Origin of the sequence: Aggregatibacter sp. HMT-949 (assembly GCF_041734645.1) — a bacterium.
Lineage (GTDB): Bacteria > Pseudomonadota > Gammaproteobacteria > Enterobacterales > Pasteurellaceae > Rodentibacter.
Genome location: NZ_CP162010.1, coordinates 349,875 through 372,273, shown reverse-complemented (window position 1 = coordinate 372,273; position 22,399 = coordinate 349,875). Strand labels below are relative to the sequence as shown.

Annotated in this window: 26 protein-coding genes and 3 tRNA genes; 3 read left to right on the top strand and 26 right to left on the bottom strand. The window is 42.8% G+C overall.

All coding sequences use genetic code 11. From position 1 onward, the window contains the following. Positions 1–2: 2 nt before the first annotated feature. From AB3F25_RS01880 to rpmH, 9 genes are all read right to left on the bottom strand, one after another. Positions 3–353 carry a DUF1425 domain-containing protein gene (locus AB3F25_RS01880; RefSeq protein ID WP_373603839.1) on the bottom strand — a complete coding sequence of 117 codons (351 nt, stop codon included), beginning with the start codon at positions 351–353 and terminating at the stop codon, positions 3–5. Continuing rightward, positions 353–703, bottom strand: a complete 351-nt coding sequence (gene hinT / locus AB3F25_RS01875) for a purine nucleoside phosphoramidase (protein WP_373603838.1) — start codon at positions 701–703, stop codon at positions 353–355. The genes AB3F25_RS01880 and hinT overlap by 1 nt, the downstream gene beginning before the upstream one ends. A 127-nt stretch (positions 704–830) precedes the next feature. Beyond that, on the bottom strand, positions 831–2,690 hold the full coding sequence (locus tag AB3F25_RS01870) for a SurA N-terminal domain-containing protein (protein WP_373603837.1): 1,860 nt from the start codon (positions 2,688–2,690) through the stop codon (positions 831–833). 63 nt (positions 2,691–2,753) lie between these two features. Next, a complete protein-coding gene (locus tag AB3F25_RS01865) occupies positions 2,754–3,320 on the bottom strand; it encodes a manganese efflux pump MntP family protein (RefSeq protein ID WP_373603836.1) in 567 nt (188 codons plus the stop codon). 3 nt (positions 3,321–3,323) lie between these two features. Continuing rightward, the gene (mnmE, locus tag AB3F25_RS01860; protein WP_373603835.1) at positions 3,324–4,682 is read right to left on the bottom strand and encodes a tRNA uridine-5-carboxymethylaminomethyl(34) synthesis GTPase MnmE; all 1,359 of its coding nucleotides are present in this window, start codon (positions 4,680–4,682) and stop codon (positions 3,324–3,326) included. A 139-nt stretch (positions 4,683–4,821) separates the two neighbouring features. Continuing rightward, positions 4,822–6,441, bottom strand: coding sequence for a membrane protein insertase YidC (gene yidC / locus AB3F25_RS01855; RefSeq protein WP_373603834.1), 1,620 nt, complete (start codon positions 6,439–6,441; stop codon positions 4,822–4,824). Next, positions 6,441–6,701 (bottom strand): membrane protein insertion efficiency factor YidD, encoded by a 261-nt coding sequence (yidD, locus tag AB3F25_RS01850; protein WP_373603833.1) that lies wholly within the window; start codon positions 6,699–6,701, stop codon positions 6,441–6,443. The genes yidC and yidD overlap by 1 nt, the downstream gene beginning before the upstream one ends. Then, entirely contained in the window at positions 6,665–7,024 is a 360-nt protein-coding gene (gene rnpA, locus AB3F25_RS01845) for a ribonuclease P protein component (protein ID WP_373603832.1), read from the bottom strand. The genes yidD and rnpA overlap by 37 nt, the downstream gene beginning before the upstream one ends. A 12-nt stretch (positions 7,025–7,036) precedes the next feature. After that, positions 7,037–7,171 carry a 50S ribosomal protein L34 gene (gene rpmH / locus AB3F25_RS01840; RefSeq protein WP_005539760.1) on the bottom strand — a complete coding sequence of 45 codons (135 nt, stop codon included), beginning with the start codon at positions 7,169–7,171 and terminating at the stop codon, positions 7,037–7,039. Positions 7,172–7,469: 298 nt separating this feature from the next. Between rpmH and dnaA the strand changes: the two genes are divergently transcribed. From dnaA to recF, 3 genes are read left to right on the top strand one after another with little or no spacing between them, the layout of a single operon-like run. Next, a complete protein-coding gene (gene dnaA / locus AB3F25_RS01835) occupies positions 7,470–8,825 on the top strand; it encodes a chromosomal replication initiator protein DnaA (RefSeq protein WP_373603831.1) in 1,356 nt (451 codons plus the stop codon). Positions 8,826–8,834: 9 nt separating this feature from the next. Continuing rightward, positions 8,835–9,935 (top strand): DNA polymerase III subunit beta, encoded by a 1,101-nt coding sequence (gene dnaN, locus AB3F25_RS01830; RefSeq protein ID WP_373603830.1) that lies wholly within the window; start codon positions 8,835–8,837, stop codon positions 9,933–9,935. A 1-nt stretch (position 9,936) separates the two neighbouring features. Beyond that, positions 9,937–11,016: a DNA replication/repair protein RecF gene (gene recF / locus AB3F25_RS01825; protein ID WP_373603829.1), complete on the top strand. Its 1,080-nt coding sequence runs from the start codon at positions 9,937–9,939 to the stop codon at positions 11,014–11,016. Between the two features lie 24 nt (positions 11,017–11,040). On the opposite strand, the gene iscX is transcribed toward recF, so the two are convergent. The 17 genes from iscX to tolR form a co-directional block, all read right to left on the bottom strand. Further along, positions 11,041–11,235, bottom strand: coding sequence for a Fe-S cluster assembly protein IscX (gene iscX / locus AB3F25_RS01820; protein ID WP_373603828.1), 195 nt, complete (start codon positions 11,233–11,235; stop codon positions 11,041–11,043). Further along, on the bottom strand, positions 11,232–11,576 hold the full coding sequence (gene fdx / locus AB3F25_RS01815) for an ISC system 2Fe-2S type ferredoxin (RefSeq protein WP_373603827.1): 345 nt from the start codon (positions 11,574–11,576) through the stop codon (positions 11,232–11,234). The genes iscX and fdx overlap by 4 nt, the downstream gene beginning before the upstream one ends. A 193-nt stretch (positions 11,577–11,769) precedes the next feature. After that, positions 11,770–13,629 (bottom strand): Fe-S protein assembly chaperone HscA, encoded by a 1,860-nt coding sequence (gene hscA, locus AB3F25_RS01810; RefSeq protein ID WP_373603826.1) that lies wholly within the window; start codon positions 13,627–13,629, stop codon positions 11,770–11,772. Between the two features lie 25 nt (positions 13,630–13,654). Further along, entirely contained in the window at positions 13,655–14,341 is a 687-nt protein-coding gene (locus AB3F25_RS01805) for a DUF2625 domain-containing protein (RefSeq protein ID WP_373603825.1), read from the bottom strand. A 44-nt stretch (positions 14,342–14,385) separates the two neighbouring features. Next, on the bottom strand, positions 14,386–14,907 hold the full coding sequence (gene hscB, locus AB3F25_RS01800) for a Fe-S protein assembly co-chaperone HscB (protein WP_373603824.1): 522 nt from the start codon (positions 14,905–14,907) through the stop codon (positions 14,386–14,388). 9 nt (positions 14,908–14,916) lie between these two features. Further along, on the bottom strand, positions 14,917–15,240 hold the full coding sequence (gene iscA, locus AB3F25_RS01795; protein WP_373603823.1) for an iron-sulfur cluster assembly protein IscA: 324 nt from the start codon (positions 15,238–15,240) through the stop codon (positions 14,917–14,919). A 51-nt stretch (positions 15,241–15,291) separates the two neighbouring features. Continuing rightward, positions 15,292–15,678 carry a Fe-S cluster assembly scaffold IscU gene (gene iscU / locus AB3F25_RS01790; RefSeq protein WP_373603822.1) on the bottom strand — a complete coding sequence of 129 codons (387 nt, stop codon included), beginning with the start codon at positions 15,676–15,678 and terminating at the stop codon, positions 15,292–15,294. A gap of 57 nt (positions 15,679–15,735) precedes the next feature. Then, positions 15,736–16,950, bottom strand: coding sequence for an IscS subfamily cysteine desulfurase (locus tag AB3F25_RS01785; protein ID WP_373603821.1), 1,215 nt, complete (start codon positions 16,948–16,950; stop codon positions 15,736–15,738). Positions 16,951–17,005: 55 nt separating this feature from the next. Then, positions 17,006–17,461 (bottom strand): Fe-S cluster assembly transcriptional regulator IscR, encoded by a 456-nt coding sequence (gene iscR / locus AB3F25_RS01780; RefSeq protein ID WP_373603820.1) that lies wholly within the window; start codon positions 17,459–17,461, stop codon positions 17,006–17,008. Positions 17,462–17,512: 51 nt separating this feature from the next. Then, positions 17,513–18,253: a tRNA (cytosine(32)/uridine(32)-2'-O)-methyltransferase TrmJ gene (gene trmJ, locus AB3F25_RS01775; RefSeq protein WP_373603819.1), complete on the bottom strand. Its 741-nt coding sequence runs from the start codon at positions 18,251–18,253 to the stop codon at positions 17,513–17,515. 255 nt (positions 18,254–18,508) lie between these two features. Further along, a tRNA-Lys gene (locus AB3F25_RS01770) sits at positions 18,509–18,584 on the bottom strand. A 31-nt stretch (positions 18,585–18,615) separates the two neighbouring features. After that, positions 18,616–18,691 (bottom strand) — tRNA-Lys (locus tag AB3F25_RS01765). Between the two features lie 23 nt (positions 18,692–18,714). Beyond that, positions 18,715–18,790 (bottom strand) — tRNA-Lys (locus tag AB3F25_RS01760). A 172-nt stretch (positions 18,791–18,962) separates the two neighbouring features. Beyond that, positions 18,963–19,418 (bottom strand): peptidoglycan-associated lipoprotein Pal, encoded by a 456-nt coding sequence (gene pal / locus AB3F25_RS01755; RefSeq protein WP_373603818.1) that lies wholly within the window; start codon positions 19,416–19,418, stop codon positions 18,963–18,965. Positions 19,419–19,439: 21 nt separating this feature from the next. Continuing rightward, positions 19,440–20,723 (bottom strand): Tol-Pal system beta propeller repeat protein TolB, encoded by a 1,284-nt coding sequence (tolB, locus tag AB3F25_RS01750; protein WP_373603817.1) that lies wholly within the window; start codon positions 20,721–20,723, stop codon positions 19,440–19,442. 42 nt (positions 20,724–20,765) lie between these two features. Next, complete coding sequence (gene tolA / locus AB3F25_RS01745) at positions 20,766–21,926, bottom strand: cell envelope integrity protein TolA (protein WP_373603816.1); 1,161 nt, start codon at positions 21,924–21,926, stop codon at positions 20,766–20,768. A gap of 17 nt (positions 21,927–21,943) precedes the next feature. Then, positions 21,944–22,363, bottom strand: coding sequence for a colicin uptake protein TolR (gene tolR / locus AB3F25_RS01740; protein ID WP_077474114.1), 420 nt, complete (start codon positions 22,361–22,363; stop codon positions 21,944–21,946). Positions 22,364–22,399 lie beyond the last annotated feature (36 nt).

Sequence of the window (22,399 nt, the reverse complement as noted above, 5' to 3'; positions counted from 1 at the left end):
AGTTATTGCAAATAAAGACGGTAATTCGTGCTTTCAGAGGTAGGTTTTATTAATTCAACGGCTTTTTGTTCTTGCGGTTGCAAATATAAATTGCCGGAAAGACTTTCGCGCTGCGCCTCGCGTACTTGAGTCACGCCCTGCGCGTTATACCAAAAAAGATGATAGTTTACTTTAATCGGTTGAGCGCTTTTATTTTTTATCCAAGCCGAATTCCGATCAGCTTTTGCTTCGACGGAAGTGGCAAGATTTTCGGCAATATTGAGAATCGGACTGTCCGAATGCACTAAATTCGGTGCGGTGCCGGAACAAGCGGTCAACATCAACCCGACGGCTAAAATCAGCGTGCTTTTCATTATTTATCCAACATTTTGCCCAGCGGTTCGCCGCCTACAAGATGCATATGAATGTGAAAGACTTCTTGTCCACCGTGCTTGTTACAATTAACGATTAAACGATAGCCGTCTTCCGCAATACCTTCTTGTTTGGCCAATTTCGCTGCCACGGTAAACAAACGACCGAGCATCGCTTCATCTTGTTCGGTTACATCATTGACGGTCGGAATCAATTTATTCGGAATAATTAAAATATGCGTCTTCGCTTGCGGCGCAATATCGCGGAAAGCAGTCACCCACTCGTCTTGATAAACGATCGTTGCCGGAATTTCTTTACGAATAATTTTGCTGAAAATGGTCTCTTCTGCCATGAGGTTTTCCTTTGTTTAATGAAAAGTGCGATTGAAAAAACCGCGCATTTTTATCAGAAATCAAGAGGATTGCAATTTACCTGTTCGGAAAAAAGCCTATGTTTCCATAGGCTCTCAACATTAAGGATTAATTTTCCTCTTCTTGTTTAATGAAACTTTCGTTAATCTCAATTTGTGCTTTTTCGCGTAGCGCTTGCATTAACTGCGCACGTAATTCCAACTGACGGGCTTTTAATAATTGCGCACCAAATTGTGTCAATTCTTGCTCGGTTAATTCGCCCTGCTCAACTTTATCAAGCGCCGCAATAATTACATCGCCTTTGCCATTACGCACGATTTTGTAAGTCGCGCCGTTTTCCGGTTTGGCAATGGAGAAAATGCCGTTAATGAGTGTCGCGTCTTGGTTATCCGCAAAAGTAAAAATTTGTTCTGCACCGAAGGCTAAGTCTGACCGCGGTTTATTCGGATTTGCCGATAATTCTCCGACTGCTTGAGTTGCGCTTGCCAATAAAGCTTTTTCCGCTTTTTCGCGTTTTAAGAAGGTTTCGATGTCCGCTTTTGCTTCGTCCAAGCTTTTAATCCCTTCCGCTTTATGATCTAGCACGCGCACCACCACAAAATCTTGCTCGCCCACATTTAAAGGTTCGGAATTTACACCACCGTTGGAAATATCGGACTCAAATATTGCAGAAATCACGCCGGATGAATTTAATGCTGCCGGTGCATTTTGACGGGTAAAATAATCGCTTTCTTGCACTTTCACACCGGCTGCTTGCGCTGCCCCTTCTAAAGATTTGCTGTCTTCAAAGGCTTTTTCACGTACTTGTTTTTCCACCAATAAAAAGCGATTTTCCAATAAATCTTTGCGCACCGCATCAGCGACTTGGTTTTTTACCTCGTTTAAAGCTTTTTCTTTACGCTCTTTAACTAGAATAATATGGAAACTACCGTCCACATAAACCGGCTCGCTATAAGCACCGACCGGCAAATTCACCGCCGCCTCTTCAAACGCTTTCGGCAATTCGTTAACATTAACCCAGCCTAATTCACCGCCGTTTTCGCCCGAAATTTTATCCGTCGAACGTGCTTTAGCCAATTCAGCGAAGCTCACGCCATTTTTTAATTCTTGATAAGCCGCTTTCGCTTCTTGCTCGTTCGCAAACTGAATATGGGCTAAACGTTGAGTCATAAATTGCGCTTTATTGTCTTGATAATATTGCGCTATTTCAACATCACTCACGCTGATGCCTTTTGCCACTTCAGCGCCAGAAACTTGAATATATTGTACTTTCACTTGTTCTGGTTGAGTAAAGGCTTTTTGATTCGCATCGTAATAAGCCTTGATTTCGCCAAGGCTAACATTTTGCTTTGTCACCTCTTCAGCAAGGGGGAATATCGCCAAACGAGCGAAACGTTTTTGGAAAAACACTTGCGCATTATCTTTCACTTGTAGCGGCACGACAAATTCACTGTCGGCAATGCCGTTTTGCATTTGTTCTAGGGTTAACGCGCCACGTAAAATATTAGCGTACATATCCGGTGTTAAACGGCTTTGCGCAAGAATTTGTTGATACAAAGCGTTATCGAATTTGCCGTTTGATTGGAAATTCGGATCGGTTACGATCGCACGTTTAATCATATCATCGCTTACCCCCAATTTAAGTTCTTTCGCATATTGGCGAAGTAATTCTTGATCGATCAAACGCTCGATTAAATCTTGACGTAAATTATTGACAAATTCCGGAGAATCGGAGCGCATTAAAAAAACTTCGCCTTCTTGTGCCGCACGGGTTTCGAATTCTTGGTTATAGCGATTCATAAAATCTTGCTGAGAAATAATCTCACCGTTTACTTTCGCTGCATATGAATCGTTTGAGCTAAATAAATAACCGGACATTCCACCGATTAAAAAAGAAACCGTAATCAAACCGAGAATAAATTTAGCTACTTTGGTATTTGCCATACCATGCATTTTTTCAATAAACATATTTACCCTTTTAAAAAGACAAAAATTGCGTCGATTATAATAGAAAGTAAGAAAAATCTCACCCTAAAATACAAAAACACCGTGTTCAAACAAGATTCTCACGCCCATCACAATTAGCACTAAACCACCGAAAATTTCTGCTTTACTTTTGAATGTTCTTCCCAAAAAATGGCCGCTCTTTACACCTGCAAAAGAAAGCATTAACGTGGTTAAACCGATAATCCAAAGTGCCTCAATAATATTCACGTTCAAAAACGCAAAGGAAATTCCTACGGCGAGTGCATCAATGCTGGTTGCAACGCCGAGCGTAAATAACCGTTTTAAGCTGATAAACTCGATGACGGAACGTTCGTCTTCATCGCGAAAACCTTCGCGAATCATATTCATGCCAATTAATGAAAGAAGCACAAAAGCAATCCAATGATCCCAATATTGAATCAGCTTATTAAATTGTGATCCGAGCAGATACCCTATCGCCGGCATGAAGGCTTGAAAGAAACCGAAACAAAAGGCGATGCTCAACGCTTGTTTCCAACGAAAAGAGCGCATTGCCAAGCCTTTGGAAATCGACACGGCAAAAGCATCCATTGAAAGTCCCAATGCAATGAGCCATAAGGTATAAAAACTCATGCTCTATTTCCCAATACAAAACGAACTGAAAATATTGCCGAGCAAATCGTCGGAAGTGAATTGCCCGGTAATTTCGCTTAAATTACCTTGAACCAAACGCAATTCTTCCGCTAATAATTCACCGGCATGAAATTCCGTTAATTGCTGCAAACCAATTTGCAAATGTTCCGCCGCTTTTTCCAACGCCTCCAAATGGCGACGACGTGCCAAAAATCCGCCTTCAATCCCAGTTTGAAAGCCCATCGCTTGCTTTAAATGCTCACGTAATAATTGCACACCGCTGTGATTTTGTGCGGAAAGACGAATCACTTGATAGCCGCCTTCTTCGCTTACGCCTTCCCTTTCGCCGCTTAAATCAATTTTATTACGCACAATAGTCAACGGAATATCAGTCGGCAATTTCGCCAAAAATTCCGCTCGTGCTTTGCTAAGATCCCGGCTTTCCGGCTCGCTACTATCTAGCATTAAAATAATGCGGTCGGCCTGTTCAATTTCGTTCCAAGCTCGAGAAATTCCGATGCGTTCTACTTCATCTGTCGCGTCACGTAGCCCGGCCGTGTCGATAATGTGCAGCGGCATACCATCAATATGAATGTGTTCACGCAATACATCGCGCGTGGTGCCTGCAATATCCGTAACGATTGCTGCTTCGCGGCCGGCAAGGGCGTTAAGCAAGCTGGATTTTCCGGCATTCGGACGACCGGCAATCACCACCTTCATGCCTTCGCGCAAAATCGAACCTTGTTTGGCTGCACGACGCACGTCCTCAAGCTGTTCGATAATCTGGCACAAATTAGTTTCAATTTTGCCATCGGCTAAAAAATCGATTTCTTCGTCCGGAAAATCGATTGCAGCTTCCACATAAGTACGCAGATAAATTACCGAATCAACCAACGCATTGATTTTATTTGAAAATTCACCTTGCAACGATTTTAACGCAGAACGCGCTGCTTGTTCTGACGTAGCATCGATTAAGTCGGCAATAGCTTCCGCTTGTGCCAAGTCCAATTTATCGTTCAAAAAAGCTTGCTCAGAAAATTCTCCGGGACGCGCCAAGCGAACGCCATCAATGTGCAAAATACGTTTAAGCAATAAATCCAATACCACTTGTCCGCCGTGCCCTTGTAATTCCAGCACGTCTTCACCGGTGAAGGAATGCGGTGCTTTGAAATAAAGTGCTATGCCTTGGTCCAATGCGGTGCCATCAGCATCCTTAAACGGTAAATAATCCGCCGTACGCGGTTTCGGACATTTGCCCAATACGGCTTGCGCCACTTCGCCGGCCTGCGGACCGGAAATTCTTAAAATGCCGATTCCGCCGCGTCCCGGTGCAGTGGCTTGCGCCACGATGGTTTCTTTCATAAAAGACTCTTTAAAAAAGACCGCATTTTGAACTTCCAATGCGGTGCTAAAACGATAGGACGATACGAACGTCCCAACACGATTTGTTAATGATATAAAAAAGGCACCTTACGATGCCTTTCTTGCGATTCCCTAAAGATTATTTCTTGCGGGAATGTAATCCTTTTTTCTCCAATCCTCGGTAGATTAATTGTTGCTGTGCAATGGTGATGAGGTTAGACACCAACCAGTACAACACCAAGCCTGCCGGGAACCAAAGGAAAAAGAACATAAAAATTAACGGCATGAAATTCATCACTTTCTGTTGCATCGGATCAGCTACCGGAGTCGGTGACATTTTCTGCAACAAGTACATGGAAGCGCCCATTAAGATCGGCAAAATGTAATACGGATCTTGTGCGGATAAGTCTTGAATCCAACCGAAGAACGGTGCGTGGCGAAGTTCGACGGCTTCCATAAATGTCCAGTACAATGCAATGAAAATCGGCATTTGAAGAAGGATCGGTAAACAACCACCAAGCGGGTTCACTTTTTCTTCTTTATACAACTTCATCATTTCTTGACTCATACGTTGACGGTCATCACCGAAACGTTCGCGCATTTCTTGCAATTTCGGCTGCAACATACGCATTTTCGCCATAGAAGTATATTGTGCTTTGGTAAGCGGATATAAAATTGCTTTCACCACGAGAGTTACGCAAATAATCGCTAAGCCCCAATTGGATACAATACCTTGAATAAAGGTCAACAATAAAAATAACGGTTTTGCAATAAACCACGCCCAACCGTAATCCACCGTTAAATCCAAGTGATTTGCTACTTTAGCCATTTCATTTTGCAATTTAGGACCGGTCCATAAGGAACTTGAAATGGTTTCTTGCGCGCCGGCCGGAATCGTCACGATCGGACCACGATAACCAATGGAAGCAACATTATTTTTGCTGTCGGTAACGGTATAAAGTTGATTATTAACATCTTGATTCGGAATCCAAGCAGAGACGAAATAATGTTGAAGTACCGCAATCCAGCCGGCTTTGGTGTCGATCGAAAGATTTGCCTCTTTCATCTCGGAGAAACTATACTTTTTATAATTAGTTTCTGAAGAAGAATAAGCACCGCCGGTGTAGGTCGGCATCGCTACGTTACCGGAACTTTCGACTAAGGTGTGTTTTAACTGGCCGTAAGGTTCCACTTCAATCTCAGCACCGCTTTGATTGTTAATCGTATAATTCACGCCCACCTCATAACTGCCGCGTTTTAATACGAAAATCTTTTGGTAAGTGACACCCTCTTTTTCAAAGGTTAATGGCACGAAAAGCGAATCTTGTCCTTCCGTTAATTTGAAATTATCGCCTTCAATTTGATATTGCACTCGACCGGATTTGGTATCAATCCCGTTCTTACCGATTAAACCGCTTTGCGCGATATAAACCTGTTCAGGCGTATTCTTTAATAAGACGAACGGAGTTTTGGAATCTAATTCCGCATCATATTTTAATAATTCAGAACTTACGATATCGCCGCCTAACGTATCTACTTTCAAACGGAACACATCATTTTCTAAGGTGATAAGACGACCTTTAACCGTTGAATCAGCTGCAATTTGTGCTGACGAAGAAGAACTTGCGGGCACATCTGAAGCCATCGAAGATGTTTGCTCAACGGCAGGCGGTGGATTTTTATCCATTTGCCATTGTTGATAAACAAGAAAAGAAATAAAAAGTAGTGCTAACACTAACAGGCTACGTCTCGAATCCATTATTTTTTCTCATGGTTATTATTAATTTTCGGCGGAATGGGATCGAACCCGCCGGCGTTTAAGGGGTGACATTTTAATACACGTTTAAACGTAAGCCAACTACCTTTTAACAGGCCGTGGGCTTTCAACGCCTCAATGCCATAGCATGAACAAGTCGGAAAAAATCGGCACCGAGAACCGATTAAAGGACTGAAGATAACTTGATAAATCCGAATTAAACCGATTAGGATTTTTGCGCCAAGCGAATGTGTCGTTGCCATAATTTTTCCAGCGTTTGACGAAATGTCGCATTATCAAGTTTACCGATGCCGGCTTTCGCCACAAATACAAAATCGCATGCAGGCAAAGCATGCTGTGACAAACGGAAACTTTCACGCACTAGACGTTTAATACGATTGCGATCATGGGCACGTTTTAAGTATTTTTTTGCGACGGTTAAGCCCAAACGGGGATGCTCAAGATCATTTTTACGGGCAAGAAGGGTAATTTCGGGAGTGCTGGCTCGAAATGGTTGTTCAAAAACATTTTTGAATTGAGTGGGAGTCAACAAACGCAACTCCCTAGGAAAGTTTAGCGTAACCACTAAAAATGGAGATTATGCCGATAAACTTTTACGACCTTTAGCACGACGACGAGCTAAAACTTGACGGCCGTTTTTAGTTGCCATACGAGCGCGAAAACCGTGAGTACGGCTACGTTTTAATACAGAAGGTTGAAATGTACGTTTCATTGTAATCTTCCTAAATCAAGACTGTGAGTGAATAAAAAATAGAGCGCGATTCTAATCATAAATCGGCTCTTCGTCAAACAAAGAAAGGAATTTTCTGCAAAATAGTCTTCCGTTCCTTTAAAAATCGGGGCGATTATACGGATTTTAGACAAAATCTCAAGCGACCTTTTTGTGTTTTTCCTTTTCTCGATGGAAGATTTTTCCCCAAGATTATTGTAAAATCCCCCGCAATTTTTACCGCAGTTTCAATGCGAATCCGATAACAAACGCATAGCAATATACTTAAGGATAATTTATCGTGAGCCTCTCCAATCTTTGGCAAAACTGCCTTTCTCAATTACAAGATCACGTTTCCGCCACCGATTTAAGCACTTGGCTGCGCCCGCTACAGGCGGATGTGGTGTCCAACGATCAAATTGTCCTTTACGCATCCAACATGTTCGTCAAAGGCTGGGTGGAGACCCATTACCTTGTGCAAATTCAACAAATTTGCCAAACACTCGCACAAAATCCAAATTTACAAATTATTCTTAAAGAAGGCGTAAAACCGGCTCCCAATGCGGTGCCCACAGCGCCTGTCAAACCATTAGCATCGGTCGATTTTGAACAAGAAATTGAAAAACCAGTAAAATTCGAATCGCACCTCAATGCCAAACATTTATTTGAAAACTTTGTTGAAGGGAAATCCAATCAACTGGCACGCGCAGTAGGACAAAAGCTTGCGCAAGCACCAGGCGAACCTGCAGCGAATCCATTCTTTTTATATGGTGGCACCGGGTTAGGTAAAACTCACTTACTACACGCCATCGGCAACGGTATTTTAGCCAACAAACCGAATGCACGAGTACTTTACATTCACGCCAACAATTTCATGCAGCACATGGTAAAAGCCATGCGTGACAACAATATGGAGCAATTCAAAAAGTTTTATCGCTCGTTGGATGCATTACTGGTGGATGATATCCAATTCTTTGCTGAAAAAGAGAAAACACAAGAAGAATTCTTCCATATTTTCAATAATTTATTTGAAACCGGTCGGCAAATTATTTTAACTTCGGATCGCTATCCGAAAGAAATCGAAAAAATCGAAGAACGTTTAAAATCCCGCTTCGGTTGGGGCCTAACTACCGCCATTGAGCCACCGGATCTGGAAACTCGCGTAGCGATTTTACTGAAAAAAGCAGAAGAACATCACATGCATTTGCCTGAAGAAGTGGCGTTCTTTATTGCGCAACGTTTACGTACTAACGTACGTGAACTTGAAGGCGCGCTTAACCGCGTAAAAGCTATGCAAGATTTCAAAGGTGGCGATATCAATATCGACTTTGTGCGTGATACGCTAAAAGATATTCTTGCGTTGCAAGAACGTTTGGTGACGATTGATAACATTCAAAAAACCGTCGCGGAATACTACCGCATTAAAGTCTCGGATTTAAAATCAAAAAGCCGCCAACGCTCAGTTACCCGTCCACGCCAAATTGCCATGGCATTAGCCAAAGAATTGACCAACCGCAGTTTGCCCGAAATCGGCCGCGCATTTGATCGCGATCACACCACAGTATTAAACGCTTGCCGCGAAGTACCGAAATTCCGCGAAAAAGACAACAGTATTCAAGAAGATTGGGCGAACTTGATTCGCACGTTATCCGCATAAGGAGCCGTCATGCAATTTAGTATTTCAAGAGAAAATCTCTTAAAACCCTTACAGCAAGTTTGTGGTGTATTAACCAGCCGCCCGAACATTCCCGTGTTGAATAATGTATTGTTACACATCGAAGACAACCGCTTAACCATCACGGGAACGGATTTGGAAGTGGAACTGTCCAGCTGCACCCAACTTTCCTCCGCCACTGCAAACGGTAGTTTTACAATTCCGGCAAAAAAATTCCTTGATATCTGCCGTACATTGTCCGACGAGTTTGAAATTACCGTCAGTTTTGAAGAAGATCGTGCCATCGTACAGTCAGGCAGAAGTAAATTTAACCTCACGACACTGCCGGCGGAAGAATATCCGAACTTAACAGATTGGCAATCGGAAGTAGATTTTGAGTTACCGCAAAGCACTTTGCGCCGCCTAATTGAAGCGACCCAATTTTCCATGGCAAATCAAGATGCGCGCTATTTCTTAAACGGTATGAAGTTCGAAACTGAAGGCAATTTACTGCGTACCGTAGCAACCGACGGTCACCGTCTTGCAGTCTGTACCATCGCCCTTGAACAAGAATTACAAAATCATGCAGTAATTCTACCGCGTAAAGGTGTACTAGAACTTAATCGTTTACTTGAAACGAGCGACGAACCGGCCCGTTTACAAATCGGCACGAATAACCTTCGTATTCACCTTAACCACATTGTATTTACCTCAAAATTAATTGACGGTCGTTTTCCTGATTACCGTCGCGTATTACCGCGCAATGCGACGAAAATCGTCGAAGGCAGTTGGGAAGCATTAAAACAAGCCTTTGTACGCGCCTCAATTTTGTCTAACGAGCGGGTTCGCAGCGTACGTTTAAATTTAACCGAGAACCAACTTAAAATCACCGCATCCAACCCGGAACACGAAGTAGCGGAGGAAATCGTCGATGTGGCTTATGTCGGTGAAGAATTGGAAGTCGGCTTCAACGTCACCTACATTTTAGACGTACTGAACGCACTAAAATGCCAACAAGTTCGCATTCGCTTAACTGACGCCTCATCCAGCTGCTTAATTGAAAATTGTGAAGACAGTAGCAGCGAATACGTGATTATGCCGATGCGTCTGTAAGATGGCCATTTCCCGCTTATTAGTTGAAAAATTTCGTAATTTAAATGCCGTGGAGCTAGAATTTGCTCCCGGCTTTAACTTTTTGGTCGGCAACAACGGTAGCGGTAAAACCAGCCTGTTAGAGGCGATTTTCTATTTGGGGCATGGCCGCTCCTTCAAAACTACGGTGACAAATCGCATTATTTCTTACGAAGAACCGTATTTCACCCTATTCGGACAAATTCAAGAAAGTCGGCATCAATGGTCGGTAGGCTTACAAAAACTGCGCCAAGGCAATACCCTCGTGAAAATCAATGGCGAAGATGGCAACAAAATCGCCGATCTTGCCCATCTTCTCCCCATGCAACTGATTACGCCGGAAGGTTTAACCTTGCTGAACGGCGGTCCAAGCTTTCGCCGCGCATTTTTAGATTGGGGGTTATTTCATCATCACTCTGGTTTCCATTCGGCATGGCGCAATCTCAATCGCCTACTCAAACAACGCAATGCGGTGCTGATCCAGCGACAACCTTATGCGGCAATAAGAGTATGGGATTTAGAATTGGCTAAATTTGCTCATCAAGTTAGTCGCTGGCGTACGGAATACGCCGAAGCCTTACGCCCGAAAATCGAGCAAACTTGTCAATTATTTTTGCCTGAAATTGAAATCAACGTCAGTTTCCACCAAGGCTGGGACAAAGATACCGAATACGGCGATTTACTGGCACAAAGTTTTGAACGCGATAAAGCTTTAGGTTACACCTTTTCTGGTCCGCAAAAAGCCGATTTTCGTTTTAAGACCAACGGATTACCGGTTGAGGACGTACTTTCTCGCGGACAATTAAAACTGCTCATGTGTGCCTTACGTCTAGCCCAAGGCGAACATTTAATGAAAGAAAAACAGCGCCGTTGCATTTTCTTAATTGACGATTTCGCCTCCGAGTTAGATCAATTCAAACGCGCATTACTTGCCGAACGCTTACAACAAAGCGACTCACAAGTTTTTGTCAGCGCAATCACGCAAGATCAATTAAAAGAAATGAAAGTTGAAACAGGGAAATTATTTAAGGTTAATGAAGGAATTGTCCAAGCGCCAGACTAAAAAAACCCGCTAAAGCGGGCGTTTTTACTCATATTCTTCTAACCACTTAAGCAAAATGGCTTCAAGGATACTTTCATTAGATTTTTGCGGATCATCGTCAAAACCGTCTAGTTCACAAATCCATTGATGCAAATCGGTGAAACGGACGGTTTTCGGATCTAAATTCGGATTGCGATCATAAAGCTCTTCGGCGATAAATTGCGTGTCAGTCCACTTCATGAATGCGCCGCCTCGTTGGCATGATTAATATTGTATTTCGGAATTTCCACCACTAAATCTTCATCGCCGATAATGCATTGGCAAGAAAGACGGCTGTCCATTTCCAAGCCCCAAGCTTTATCCAACATATCTTCTTCCTGATCGCTGGTTTCGTTTAAAGAATCAAATCCTTCGCGGATAATCACGTGGCAAGTGGTGCAGGCACAAGAGCCGTCACACGCATGAGGAATTTCTACGCCGGCATTGTGCGCGACTTCCAATAAATTATCGCCGGCGGCGGCGTCTACCACCATACCTTCCGGGCAAATTTCTTCGTTAGGTAAAAAAATCACTTTTGGCATATTACTTTCCTTAAATTATAAAAAAATGGGTTTAATACGCACTTTCCTTCACCGGATAAACACATTTTAAAGGTGAAGAGCGGTTTCAATGCGGTGCTGATTTAGGATTTCATCGCTACTAGCCGTTAGTTGACAGCAATTATGTTGCAACTTCAATGCGGTGCTAATTTACAACTTCACGATAGTGTTTCGATTAATTTTTCTCAATCTCCGACACATTTTTGCCGGTTAACGCTTTATTAATCGATGCATTCATACGGCGCGCGGCAAACGCTTGCGTCGCCGTATCCAGAGCCTTAATACCTTGCGCAATAGCGCTACAATCCAAACCTTGTTTCGCGTCCATCAACTGTTTCAGCACTGCTTCAATTTGATGAAATTCATCGGTGCTCAGTAATTCTGAACCGTCCGTTTGCAATGCCACGATCACGCTTTCAATCACACGTTCCGCTTCCACGCGTTGTTCTGCCAATTCGCGCGCTTGCATATCTTGTTGCGCATTGTCGAAAGAGGATTTAATCATCGCAGTCACTTCTTCATCGGTTAAACCATAGGACGGTTTAATTTGAATGGACGCCTGCACTTTAGTGGATTTTTCCATTGCGCTGACGCTTAATAAACCGTCTGCATCGACTTGATAAGTCACACGAATATGCGCCGCACCGGCAACCATTGGCGGAATGCCGCGTAAGGTGAAGCGACCTAGAGAACGGCAATCAGCCACTAATTCGCGCTCGCCTTGCACTACGTGAATGGTCATCGCGGTTTGTCCGTCTTTAAACGTAGTAAATTCTTGCGCACGCGCCACCGGAATTGTGGTGTTGCGCGGAATAATTTTTTCCACCAAGCCACCCATGGTTTCGATACCAAGAGAAAGCGGTACGACATCCAGCAATAGCATATCGCTGTCAGTTTTATTGCCCACTAAAATATCTGCTTGGAGTGCGGCGCCAAGGGCAACGACTTTATCTGGATCGATAGACGTTAGCGGAGTTTTACCGAAAAATTCCCCCACTTGTTCACGCACATAAGGCACGCGGGTTGAACCGCCTACCATCACAACTTGTTGCACTTCATCGGCTTCTACATCCGCGTCTTTTAATGCGCGGCGACAAGTGAGTAATGAGCGTTTCACTAAGTTGTGAATCAATTCGTTAAATTGTCGGCGAGAGATTTCCACGGAAGAACCTTGCCAATAAATAGTTGTATTTTCGACATTAGTCAGAGCGACTTTTGTTTGATTTGCCAGTATTAAAAGTTCGCGTTGTTGATTAGCGTTTTGCGGTTTAATTTGAGTTTGCTCAACGACCCAATCGGCAATAAGATGATCAAAATCATCACCGCCCAATGCGGTGTCGCCGCCAGTCGCCAACACTTCAAACACTCCTTTGGATAAACGCAAAATAGAAATATCGAACGTACCGCCGCCCAAATCATATACGGCGATAATACCTTCTTGTGCACTATCCAAGCCATAAGCCACCGCAGCGGCAGTCGGTTCATTGAGCAAACGCAACACATTTAGGCCGGCTAAACGGGCAGCATCTTTGGTACTTTGACGTTGCGCATCGTCAAAATACGCCGGCACGGTAATTACGACACCGGAAAGCTCGCCACCAAGGCGTTGTTCTGCAATGTGGTTTAAACGGGCTAAAATATCAGCAGACACTTCTACCGGGCTTTTTACCCCTTGCTCAGTTACGATAAGCGGCAAACCATTTTCACTCGCCACAAATTCATAAGGCATTGCTGGATAGCGTGCTTGCACATCCTCAAGACTACGACCGATTAAGCGTTTCACGGAGATCACGGTATTTTTCGGATCTTGCGACGCCAGTGCAAAAGCTTCCGCACCAACCTGTTTTTCCGCTGCGCCATAATGCACCACGGACGGCACTAAACTTCGTTCTTGTTCATCATTTAAAATCATTGCTTGTCCACTACGTACTGTGGCAACCAATGAGTTTGTCGTACCTAAGTCAATCCCCGCCGCCAAACGATGTTGATGCGGTGCGGCAGTCTGTCCAGGTTCTGCAATTTGTAATAATGCCATAATATTTCTTTTCTATTTCAATTAGTTATACGACAGAATACGCCATTTCAAACTTTTCTTTTTGCGCAAAACTCGCGTTGTAGTGCGTTTCGATATTTACTTCACGTTTCTGCCGCGCGTCAATCGGAGTGCTTTTATCTTCACTCAAATCCGGCGTAAAAACAAAAAGTTGGTTACCGTCGAGCTGTTTTACGTCTTCTTGCCAATTTTGCCAGAATAAATCTTGGTAGAATGCATCAATATCGCCGTTCAGCCCCCAAGCTAAAAATTCGGTGTAAGTAAAATTCAAATCATGCCAACTTAAATCTTTCGGAGAAAAATAGTAGATTTTTCCAAGATTTTTTCCTAACGAGCCGCCATTTAACGCAAAATATCCACCAATCACATCATCCGCCACCAATAAATATTTCGGTTTTTCGCCGGATTGGCTGAAAGATTTGCTGAAATTCCAATCCATCAAACCACGTGCTAGTTTAAAACTGCCTGAACCTAAAATCCGTAACCAACCGTGATGAATCAAAATACCGCCAGTTTCATAAATCACTGCCCCGATCGGTGAGGAAGTCGGCATTTGCATGGTGAAAAGTTCACGTTCGGCACTGGATTGATCTTTTTTAATCACTTCGCAGTGATTGCGCGCCTGCTCAATCCATTGAGAAATAGTGTTCCAAGCGGAATGTTTCGGATTAGATAATTGTTCGAGAGTTTGCATAATTCGCTAGATATGTTATGAAAGTGTGGATTTCATTAGGTGATTTATGATTCAAAAAGCCGTTCTTCAACCCGTTCAATTTCTTCGCTTAACTTGCGGATAAAGCGCAATTTATCGCAAAACTGTATCGCTTGCGCCCACTGAGCACCTTCAATGCGGTCGGCAAGTGCAACCAATAACGTCTGAGTTTCTTGTTTGATTTCTTTAGCAAACACGCTTAGCGCTTGTTTGTCTTTTTCATTTTCCAATTCTTCCAACTGCTCGCGCCATTGTAACTGTTGCATTAAAAACGCTACATCTTGAGTGCTTTTTTGTTCAACATTTTGTTGCTCGCCAGTGTTGAGCGCAATAATCGCCTCAGCACGCAAAATTGGGTCTTTTAACGTTTTTAAAGCATCATTCACTTCTGTCGATTTATGCATCGCAAGACGCTGTTGCCCAACATCGGCTGACGCAAAATTATCCGGATGCAACGATTTCTGTAGCGCTAAATAGCGTTCATTTAAGGCTTGCGTATCAAGTTGGAAATTAACAGGTAAATCAAACACTTTAAAAGGGTTTTGCATGATGACTCCTTAAACATGGAAGCTTTCGCCACAACCGCAAGATTCTTTTATGTTTGGGTTGTTATATTTAAAGCCTTCATTTAAACCTTCTTTTACATAATCCAATTCAATTCCATTTAAGTAAACTAAGCTTTTGGGGTCAACGATAACTTTTACGCCATGTTGTTCGAAAACTTGATCTTCTTCATTTAGTACATCAACAAATTCAAGTACATACGCTAAACCTGAACAGCCCGAGGTTTTCACTCCCAAACGTAAACCTATACCTTTGCCGCGATTATCCAAAAAAGCTTTCACACGTTGCGCAGCCTTTTCCGTCAATGTAATACTCATATTTCCTCCGGAACGACGAAAAGTGCGGTTAATTTACCGCACTTTTTATTTTTATGATTTGGCTTGTTTGGTTTTGTAATCAGCAATCGCGGCTTTAATAGCATCCTCCGCCAAAATGGAGCAGTGTACTTTTACTGGCGGTAATTCAAGTTCTTCCGCAATTTGGCTATTTTTGATGGATCCCGCTTCTTCCAAAGACTTGCCTTTGACCCATTCGGTAATTAAGGAACTAGACGCAATGGCGGAACCGCAACCGTAGGTCTTGAATTTGGCATCTTCAATAATGCCATTGTCATTTACGCGAATTTGTAATTGCATCACGTCGCCGCATGCTGGTGCACCCACCATGCCGGTACCGACAGAACTGTCTTTTTTATCCAGAGCGCCCACATTACGCGGGTTTTCATAATGATCGATAACTTTGTCGCTGTATGCCATATTTTGTTCCTTTCCTAAAATAATGTGCTAATCGGGCAACTTTCATCGCCCGCCAAATTAGTGGGCTGACCACTTAATAGTATTTAAGTCTATGCCTTCTTTAAACATATCCCAAAGCGGAGATAATGCGCGTAATTTTTCTACTGCGCCTTTCATCAAGTTAATGGTGTAGTCGATTTCTTCTTCTGTTGTAAAACGACCTAAGGTGAAGCGAATTGAGCTGTGTGCTAATTCATCATTACGACCTAAGGCTCGCAATACGTAAGATGGCTCAAGGCTGGCGGAAGTACAGGCAGATCCAGATGAAACCGCGATGTCGCGCAATGCCATCATTAAAGATTCACCTTCTACATAGTTAAAACTGATGTTGAGGTTATTGGCGACGCGATGTTCCATGGAGCCATTCACATAGGTTTCTTCAATGTCTTTTAAACCATTGTACAGACGGTCGCGCAGGATTTTAATGCGTGGGATCTCTGTCGCCATTTCTTCTTTGGCAATACGATAGGCTTCACCCATCCCGACAATTTGATGTACCGGCAATGTACCGGAACGCATACCGCGTTCATGACCACCGCCATGAATAATGGCCTCTAAACGAATACGCGGCTTGCGGCGAACGTATAATGCGCCAATGCCTTTTGGACCATATAATTTATGGCTGGACATAGACATTAAATCCACTGGTAACTGGGCGAGATTGATATCCACTTTGCCTACACTTTGGGTGGCATCTACATGGAAGATCGTTTTGTTGGCTCGGCATAATTCACCGATGGCTTGAATATCCTGAATCACGCCGATTTCGTTATTCACGTGCATGATAGAGGCTAAAATGGTATCCGGACGCAATGCCGCTTTGAATTTTTCTAAATCAATTAAGCCATCGGATTCCGGTTCTAAATAAGTGACTTCAAAACCTTCACGTTCTAATTGGCGACAAGTATCAAGCACGGCTTTGTGTTCGGTTTTACAAGTGATAATGTGCTTACCTTTAGTTTGATAAAAGTGCGCTGCACCTTTTATCGCCAAGTTGTCGGATTCTGTCGCACCGGAGGTAAACACAATTTCACGGGAATCAGCGCCGATTAAATCGGCGATTTGATTACGTGCAACATCAACCGCTTCTTCAGCTTGCCAGCCGAATTTGTGGGAACGAGAAGCCGGATTACCGAAAACACCATCGATAGTTAAATATTCCATCATTTTTTTCGCCACGCGTTCATCAACCGGGCAAGTCGCCGCATAATCTAAATAAATGGGTAATTTCATTTTCACTCCTAAAATCTTTCCAAAACTTGAGCGCACTTATATAAGGTAACTTTTCTTACTGATTAATAATTAATAAATTTTCAAAATTGTTATGTGGTTGGTGCTTTGACGCTCTTTTATTCACCAATTCGGCTAAGGTAATCTCGTTTAAAAAACTCTCAATGCGGTTGCTCAGTTCATCCCAAAGAGCATGAGTTAAACACTCTGTACCATTTTGACAATTTCCGGCACCAAGACACTTGGTTACATGAATATTTTCATTTACGGCAGAGACGATCATCCCCACTGAAATTTTGTCGCTTGGTAAACCTAACCTATAGCCGCCCCCTGGGCCACGTACGCTTTGAACTAAACCGTCACGACGCAACTTCGCAAAAAGCTGTTCTAAATAAGATAGTGAAATATTCTGACGTTCTGAAATATCAGCAAGGTTCACGGGCCCATTCGCTGCGTTTAATGCGATATCTAAAACCGCTGTCACTGCATAACGCCCTTTTGAAGTTAGTTTCATAAAGTCCCCTTTTAAAAGTTGTCTCAATGTTTACATGTCCAACTAAAATAGTCAACTATCTATATTAAGTAACTCTAAGCGTTTTTCAACCGCACTTAACATGCCATGTAAAATATTTAATTCATTTTCTTCTACACTTGCACGGTTATACAAACGTCGTAATTTTTGCATAACACCTTGATTTTTAATAAATCCTAATGATTTATAAACACGCTCTGTATGCTTAAAGAAATATTCCATTTCCTGCGCATTAGCATGCTTTTTTGACTCATCAGATTTATTAGCTAAGGAAAATGAAAAACCATTTTCCTTATTTGCTAAAAATGCCATTCTAAGTTCGTAGCTCACCAATTGAACAGCCATTGCCAAGTTGAGCGAGGAATAATCAGGATTTGCAGGAATCGTTAAATGATAATGACATTTCAGCAGTTCCTCATTACGCAGACCTACACGCTCACGTCCAAATACAATCGCAATATTCCCTTGATATAATGATATTTTTTCAGCACATTCTCTTGGCCCAAGCAGAGTACTTTGTAAATGGCGCAAACGTGCGCTAGCACCTATCACTAATGAACAATCTGCAATAGCTTCATCAAAACTTGAGACAATATGTGCATTCGTGACAATATCATCCGCACCGGCTGCCAAGGCAAGCGATTGTTTATCAACCGATTTTGGAGAAACAAGATACAACTGAGAAAGCCCCATTGTTTTCATTGCTCGAGCCGCAGAACCTATATTTCCACTATGAGAAGTTTCAATAAGCACTATTCGAATATGATCAAACATAACACTCTAGTATTTGACTATAATTTAAGGTTATTATAGCACGATAACTTCGACTTTGAGTCTAGAATCTTCTTATTTAAAAAATAAAGACAACTTATCAATAGAAGATATTGGTATTATGCAGCAAATGCACAAAACTATTTGAGGAATTAAGTTTACTTCACAAAATAGCACTGCATCGGAAGTCACTTCAATGCGGTGCTATTTTGTGAGGTCATTTCAGCTTTATACACAGCTGCATAATTTCAGAAAATATGGTGGGTTGTGAGAGACTCGAACTCTCGACTAACGGATTAAGAGTCCGCTGCTCTACCAACTGAGCTAACAACCCAACTGAGGAAATACGAGTTCTGAAAACAAAGTGGTGGGTCGTGAAGGATTCGAACCTTCGACCAACGGATTAAAAGTCCGCTGCTCTACCGACTGAGCTAACGACCCCAAGAAGAGGAATATATCTTAAGTGGTGGGTCGTGAAGGATTCGAACCTTCGACCAACGGATTAAAAGTCCGCTGCTCTACCGACTGAGCTAACGACCCACGTCATTTTGACGTGCCGTATATTACTGATTTTATTTTTTGGCGCAAGGAAAATTTTAGGTTTTTTAGTTAGTTGAACGAATCCTCATCAATTCTATAACATTCGGCTTATAAAAAACAAAAGACGGAGACTTACGTCTCCGTCCTCTTTAAACTAGGCTTATTCTAAAAATTAGTATGCCAATACTGCGCGGCGGTTTTTAGAATATGCGGCTTCATCATGACCTAATACAGCCGGTTTTTCTTCACCGTAGGAAACAGTTGAAACTTTGCTACCTTCAACACCTTTACCAGCTAAGAAAGATTTAACTGCATCTGCACGACGTTGACCTAAAGCGATGTTATACTCTGGAGTACCACGTTCGTCAGTATTACCTTCAACAACTACTTTAGATGCCGGAGTTGCATTTAAATATGCTGCGTGCGCATCTAAGATTTGAACATACTGGCCTTCAATATTGTATTTATCAAAACCAAAATACACAGTGTTATAACGTTGTTGAAGATCTTCAACAGAATAGCCACCGAAAGTTTGACCGTTTGCACCTGCATCGTTGCTAGAAGAGCTACATGCTGCCAAAGCAGCTACAGAACCCGCAACTAATAATGATTTAACAAATTTGTTCATTAGATTCTCCTAATCACATTTTTATTTAGTTAAGTATGGCGACCAAGCTGGAAATTTCACTTGGCCATTACTTCCTGGAAGACTCGCCTTAAAGCGACCATCTGCAGAAACTAATTGTAGCACCTTTCCTAAGCCTTGTGTAGAACTATAAATAATCATAATTCCATTAGGTGAAATACTCGGACTTTCGCCTAAAAAAGATGTACTTAATATTTCCGAGGCACCGGTAGAAAGATCTTGTTTTACGACATTGTTATTACCGTTGATCATAACAAGCATCTTACCATCGCCACTAATTTGCGCGCTACCTCGACCTCCAATTGGTGAAGCGCTACCACCACTAGCACTCATTAGATAAACTTGAGGGGAACCACTTCTATCAGAGGTAAACAAAATTGAGTTACCATCCGGTGACCAAGACGGTTCAGTATTATTACCCGAACCACGTGTTAATTGAGTTACAACTCCCCCATTTGCGCTCATCACGTAAATATTTAATGTACCGTCTTGTGATGAAGCAAAGGCTAAACGCGAACCATCTGGCGAGAATGCCGGAGCACCGTTATGCCCTGGAAACGATGCAACAACTTTACGCGCACCTGAACCAAGATCTTGCACGACAAGCTGTGATTTTTTATTCTCAAACGAAACATATGCTAAACGTTTACCATCTGGCGACCAGGCTGGAGACATAATCGGTTGCGAACTACGGTTCACGATAAATTGATTATACCCGTCATAATCAGCCACTCGAACTTCATAAGGTTGTGAACCACCATTTTTTTGCACCACATATGCAATTCGGGTTCTAAAAGCCCCTCGAATACCCGTTAATTTTTCAAATACCTCATCACTTACCGTATGAGCACCATAGCGTAACCATTTATCCGTCACTGTATAGCTATTTTGTACGAGTACCGTCCCAGGGGTACCTGATGCGCCTACCGTATCGACTAACTGATAGGAGATATTATAACCACTTCCGGTTGAAGTCACTTGTCCGACCACAACTGCATCAATGCCTAATGCAGTCCAAGCTTCCGGATTTACTTCAGAAGCTGAAGTCGGTTTCTGAGGCATCCTAGCTTCCGAAATAGGATTGAATTTACCGCTATTACGCAAATCATCCGCAATGATTTTGCCAATATTTTCAGGGGCAGAACCTGCGAACGGCACGACGGCAATAGGACGTGCGCCATCCACCCCTTCATCAATCACAATGCGAACTTCATCATCCGCCACAACGTGACCTGCAACAACAAAGAGCGCTGCAAATACACCTATTAATTTTTTGAATAATTTCATTTTGTTATCCTTACGTTAACGAGTACATACTTCTCAAAACAATCATTTGATATCGAAATCAATAATCGGTGCTTTGTATTTTTCATACACAGCATCAGACGGTGCCGCAGGAACTTTCTTGGTTCTAGCCACTGCACTGAGTGCAGCAGTACAAATATCCTCGGAACCTGACACCTTCTGATAACCTAGAATCGTACCATCTCGCTCCAACTGAATCTTAATTCGACAAACTTTTCCCGCAAAACTTGGATCTTTTAGGAAACGGCGCTGAATTTCACGCTTAATAACACCTGCATATTGGTCACCTACTTTACCGCCGTCGCCCAAGCCCAAGCTAGCGCCACTACCTTGCGTTCCACCTTTGCTTGCATTGCCACCTTTAGAAGCGCTACCGCCGCCAAGATCGCCTCCGTTCATAAAATCATCTAATGCAGTTTGATCCGCTTTACGCTTAACTGCAGCTGCTGCTTCCGCTTTTGCTTTCGCATCCGCGGCAGCTTTTGCCTTAGCATCTGCTTTCGCCTTTGCATCCGCCGCAGCCTTCGCATCAGCATCTGCTTTAGCCTTCGCTTCTGCTTCAGCTTTCGCTTTGGCCTCTGCCTCTACTTTGGCTTTTTCCTCTGCTTGTTTCTTCGCTTTTTCGGCTGCCTCTGCCGCCTTCGCCTTAGCCTCTTCTTCCGCTTGTTTTGCTGCGGCTAAACGTTTAGCCTCTGCCTCAGCTTTAAGCTTTGCCGCTTCCGCGGCTTGTTTTGCTTTCGCTTCTTCGGCTTGTTTTTGCTTTTCCAATACTTCTTGGCGAACAAGTTCTTGCTGTCTTTGCTTCTCTATTAATTCTTGCTTTTGACGTTCAATTTCTTGTTGGCGCTGAATTTCCTGCTGATGCTTCAGCTCTTCTTGTTTTGCAATTTCTTGCCGACGAACTTCTTCTTGCTGTTCAACAAGCGGTTTTTCTTCTACCGGATCTGTCTTTTTCTGTTTATCGGTTTGCCCTTTATTCTGCTGTTGGAGACGCCCCCATTCTTGCGATGCATTCCCCGTATCAACCATTACCGCGCCAAGTGCATCGCCATCACCTTCACCGCCGCCCATAATTTCAACGGTTTGATAGAAAGAGCTCCAAATCAACAGACCGAACAAAGCAAGGTGCATAAGAATCGAAATGACAAACGCATTCGCACCTTTTTTTTGTCGATTATTCTGCACGTTTTACCTACTCTCGATTAAATTGGGTTCGTCATTAAACCGACAGATTTAATACCCGCCAAATGAAGTAAATTCAATGCTTTGATAACTTCTTCATAAGGCACTTCTTTTGCTCCTCCAACAAGGAACATCGTATTGTTATCCTTATCAAATTCTTGTTTTGATAACTGCGTCACCATTTCTTCCGTTAGGCCTTCTTGGCGCTCACCGCCGATAGAAAGCGCGTACTGCCCAACGCCGGAAACTTCTAAAATCACCGGTGTTTTATCTTCATTTGACACATTTTGACTTTGTACCGAATCTGGCAATTCCACTTGGACGCTTTGACTGATAATGGGTGCGGTCGCCATAAAGATAAGTACGAGTACTAGCAATACATCCAAGAACGGCACAATATTAATTTCAGATTTAATTTCTTTACGTGAACGACGAGCCATATTTTCCCCTAAAAAACCACGCTAAAAGACTATATT

What these genes read in the sequence shown, in the direction of transcription:
- AB3F25_RS01880 (WP_373603839.1), bottom strand. Translation starts at nt 353, where the DNA reads ATGAAAAGCACGCTGATTTTAGCCGTCGGGTTGATGTTGACCGCTTGT.
- hinT (WP_373603838.1), bottom strand. Translation starts at nt 703, where the DNA reads ATGGCAGAAGAGACCATTTTCAGCAAAATTATTCGTAAAGAAATTCCG.
- AB3F25_RS01870 (WP_373603837.1), bottom strand. Translation starts at nt 2,690, where the DNA reads ATGTTTATTGAAAAAATGCATGGTATGGCAAATACCAAAGTAGCTAAA.
- AB3F25_RS01865 (WP_373603836.1), bottom strand. Translation starts at nt 3,320, where the DNA reads ATGAGTTTTTATACCTTATGGCTCATTGCATTGGGACTTTCAATGGAT.
- mnmE (WP_373603835.1), bottom strand. Translation starts at nt 4,682, where the DNA reads ATGAAAGAAACCATCGTGGCGCAAGCCACTGCACCGGGACGCGGCGGA.
- yidC (WP_373603834.1), bottom strand. Translation starts at nt 6,441, where the DNA reads ATGGATTCGAGACGTAGCCTGTTAGTGTTAGCACTACTTTTTATTTCT.
- yidD (WP_373603833.1), bottom strand. Translation starts at nt 6,701, where the DNA reads ATGGCAACGACACATTCGCTTGGCGCAAAAATCCTAATCGGTTTAATT.
- rpmH (WP_005539760.1), bottom strand. Translation starts at nt 7,171, where the DNA reads ATGAAACGTACATTTCAACCTTCTGTATTAAAACGTAGCCGTACTCAC.
- dnaN (WP_373603830.1), top strand. Translation starts at nt 8,835, where the DNA reads ATGCAATTTAGTATTTCAAGAGAAAATCTCTTAAAACCCTTACAGCAA.
- recF (WP_373603829.1), top strand. Translation starts at nt 9,937, where the DNA reads ATGGCCATTTCCCGCTTATTAGTTGAAAAATTTCGTAATTTAAATGCC.
- iscX (WP_373603828.1), bottom strand. Translation starts at nt 11,235, where the DNA reads ATGAAGTGGACTGACACGCAATTTATCGCCGAAGAGCTTTATGATCGC.
- fdx (WP_373603827.1), bottom strand. Translation starts at nt 11,576, where the DNA reads ATGCCAAAAGTGATTTTTTTACCTAACGAAGAAATTTGCCCGGAAGGT.
- hscA (WP_373603826.1), bottom strand. Translation starts at nt 13,629, where the DNA reads ATGGCATTATTACAAATTGCAGAACCTGGACAGACTGCCGCACCGCAT.
- AB3F25_RS01805 (WP_373603825.1), bottom strand. Translation starts at nt 14,341, where the DNA reads ATGCAAACTCTCGAACAATTATCTAATCCGAAACATTCCGCTTGGAAC.
- hscB (WP_373603824.1), bottom strand. Translation starts at nt 14,907, where the DNA reads ATGCAAAACCCTTTTAAAGTGTTTGATTTACCTGTTAATTTCCAACTT.
- iscA (WP_373603823.1), bottom strand. Translation starts at nt 15,240, where the DNA reads ATGAGTATTACATTGACGGAAAAGGCTGCGCAACGTGTGAAAGCTTTT.
- iscU (WP_373603822.1), bottom strand. Translation starts at nt 15,678, where the DNA reads ATGGCATACAGCGACAAAGTTATCGATCATTATGAAAACCCGCGTAAT.
- AB3F25_RS01785 (WP_373603821.1), bottom strand. Translation starts at nt 16,950, where the DNA reads ATGAAATTACCCATTTATTTAGATTATGCGGCGACTTGCCCGGTTGAT.
- iscR (WP_373603820.1), bottom strand. Translation starts at nt 17,461, where the DNA reads ATGAAACTAACTTCAAAAGGGCGTTATGCAGTGACAGCGGTTTTAGAT.
- trmJ (WP_373603819.1), bottom strand. Translation starts at nt 18,253, where the DNA reads ATGTTTGATCATATTCGAATAGTGCTTATTGAAACTTCTCATAGTGGA.
- pal (WP_373603818.1), bottom strand. Translation starts at nt 19,418, where the DNA reads ATGAACAAATTTGTTAAATCATTATTAGTTGCGGGTTCTGTAGCTGCT.
- tolB (WP_373603817.1), bottom strand. Translation starts at nt 20,723, where the DNA reads ATGAAATTATTCAAAAAATTAATAGGTGTATTTGCAGCGCTCTTTGTT.
- tolR (WP_077474114.1), bottom strand. Translation starts at nt 22,363, where the DNA reads ATGGCTCGTCGTTCACGTAAAGAAATTAAATCTGAAATTAATATTGTG.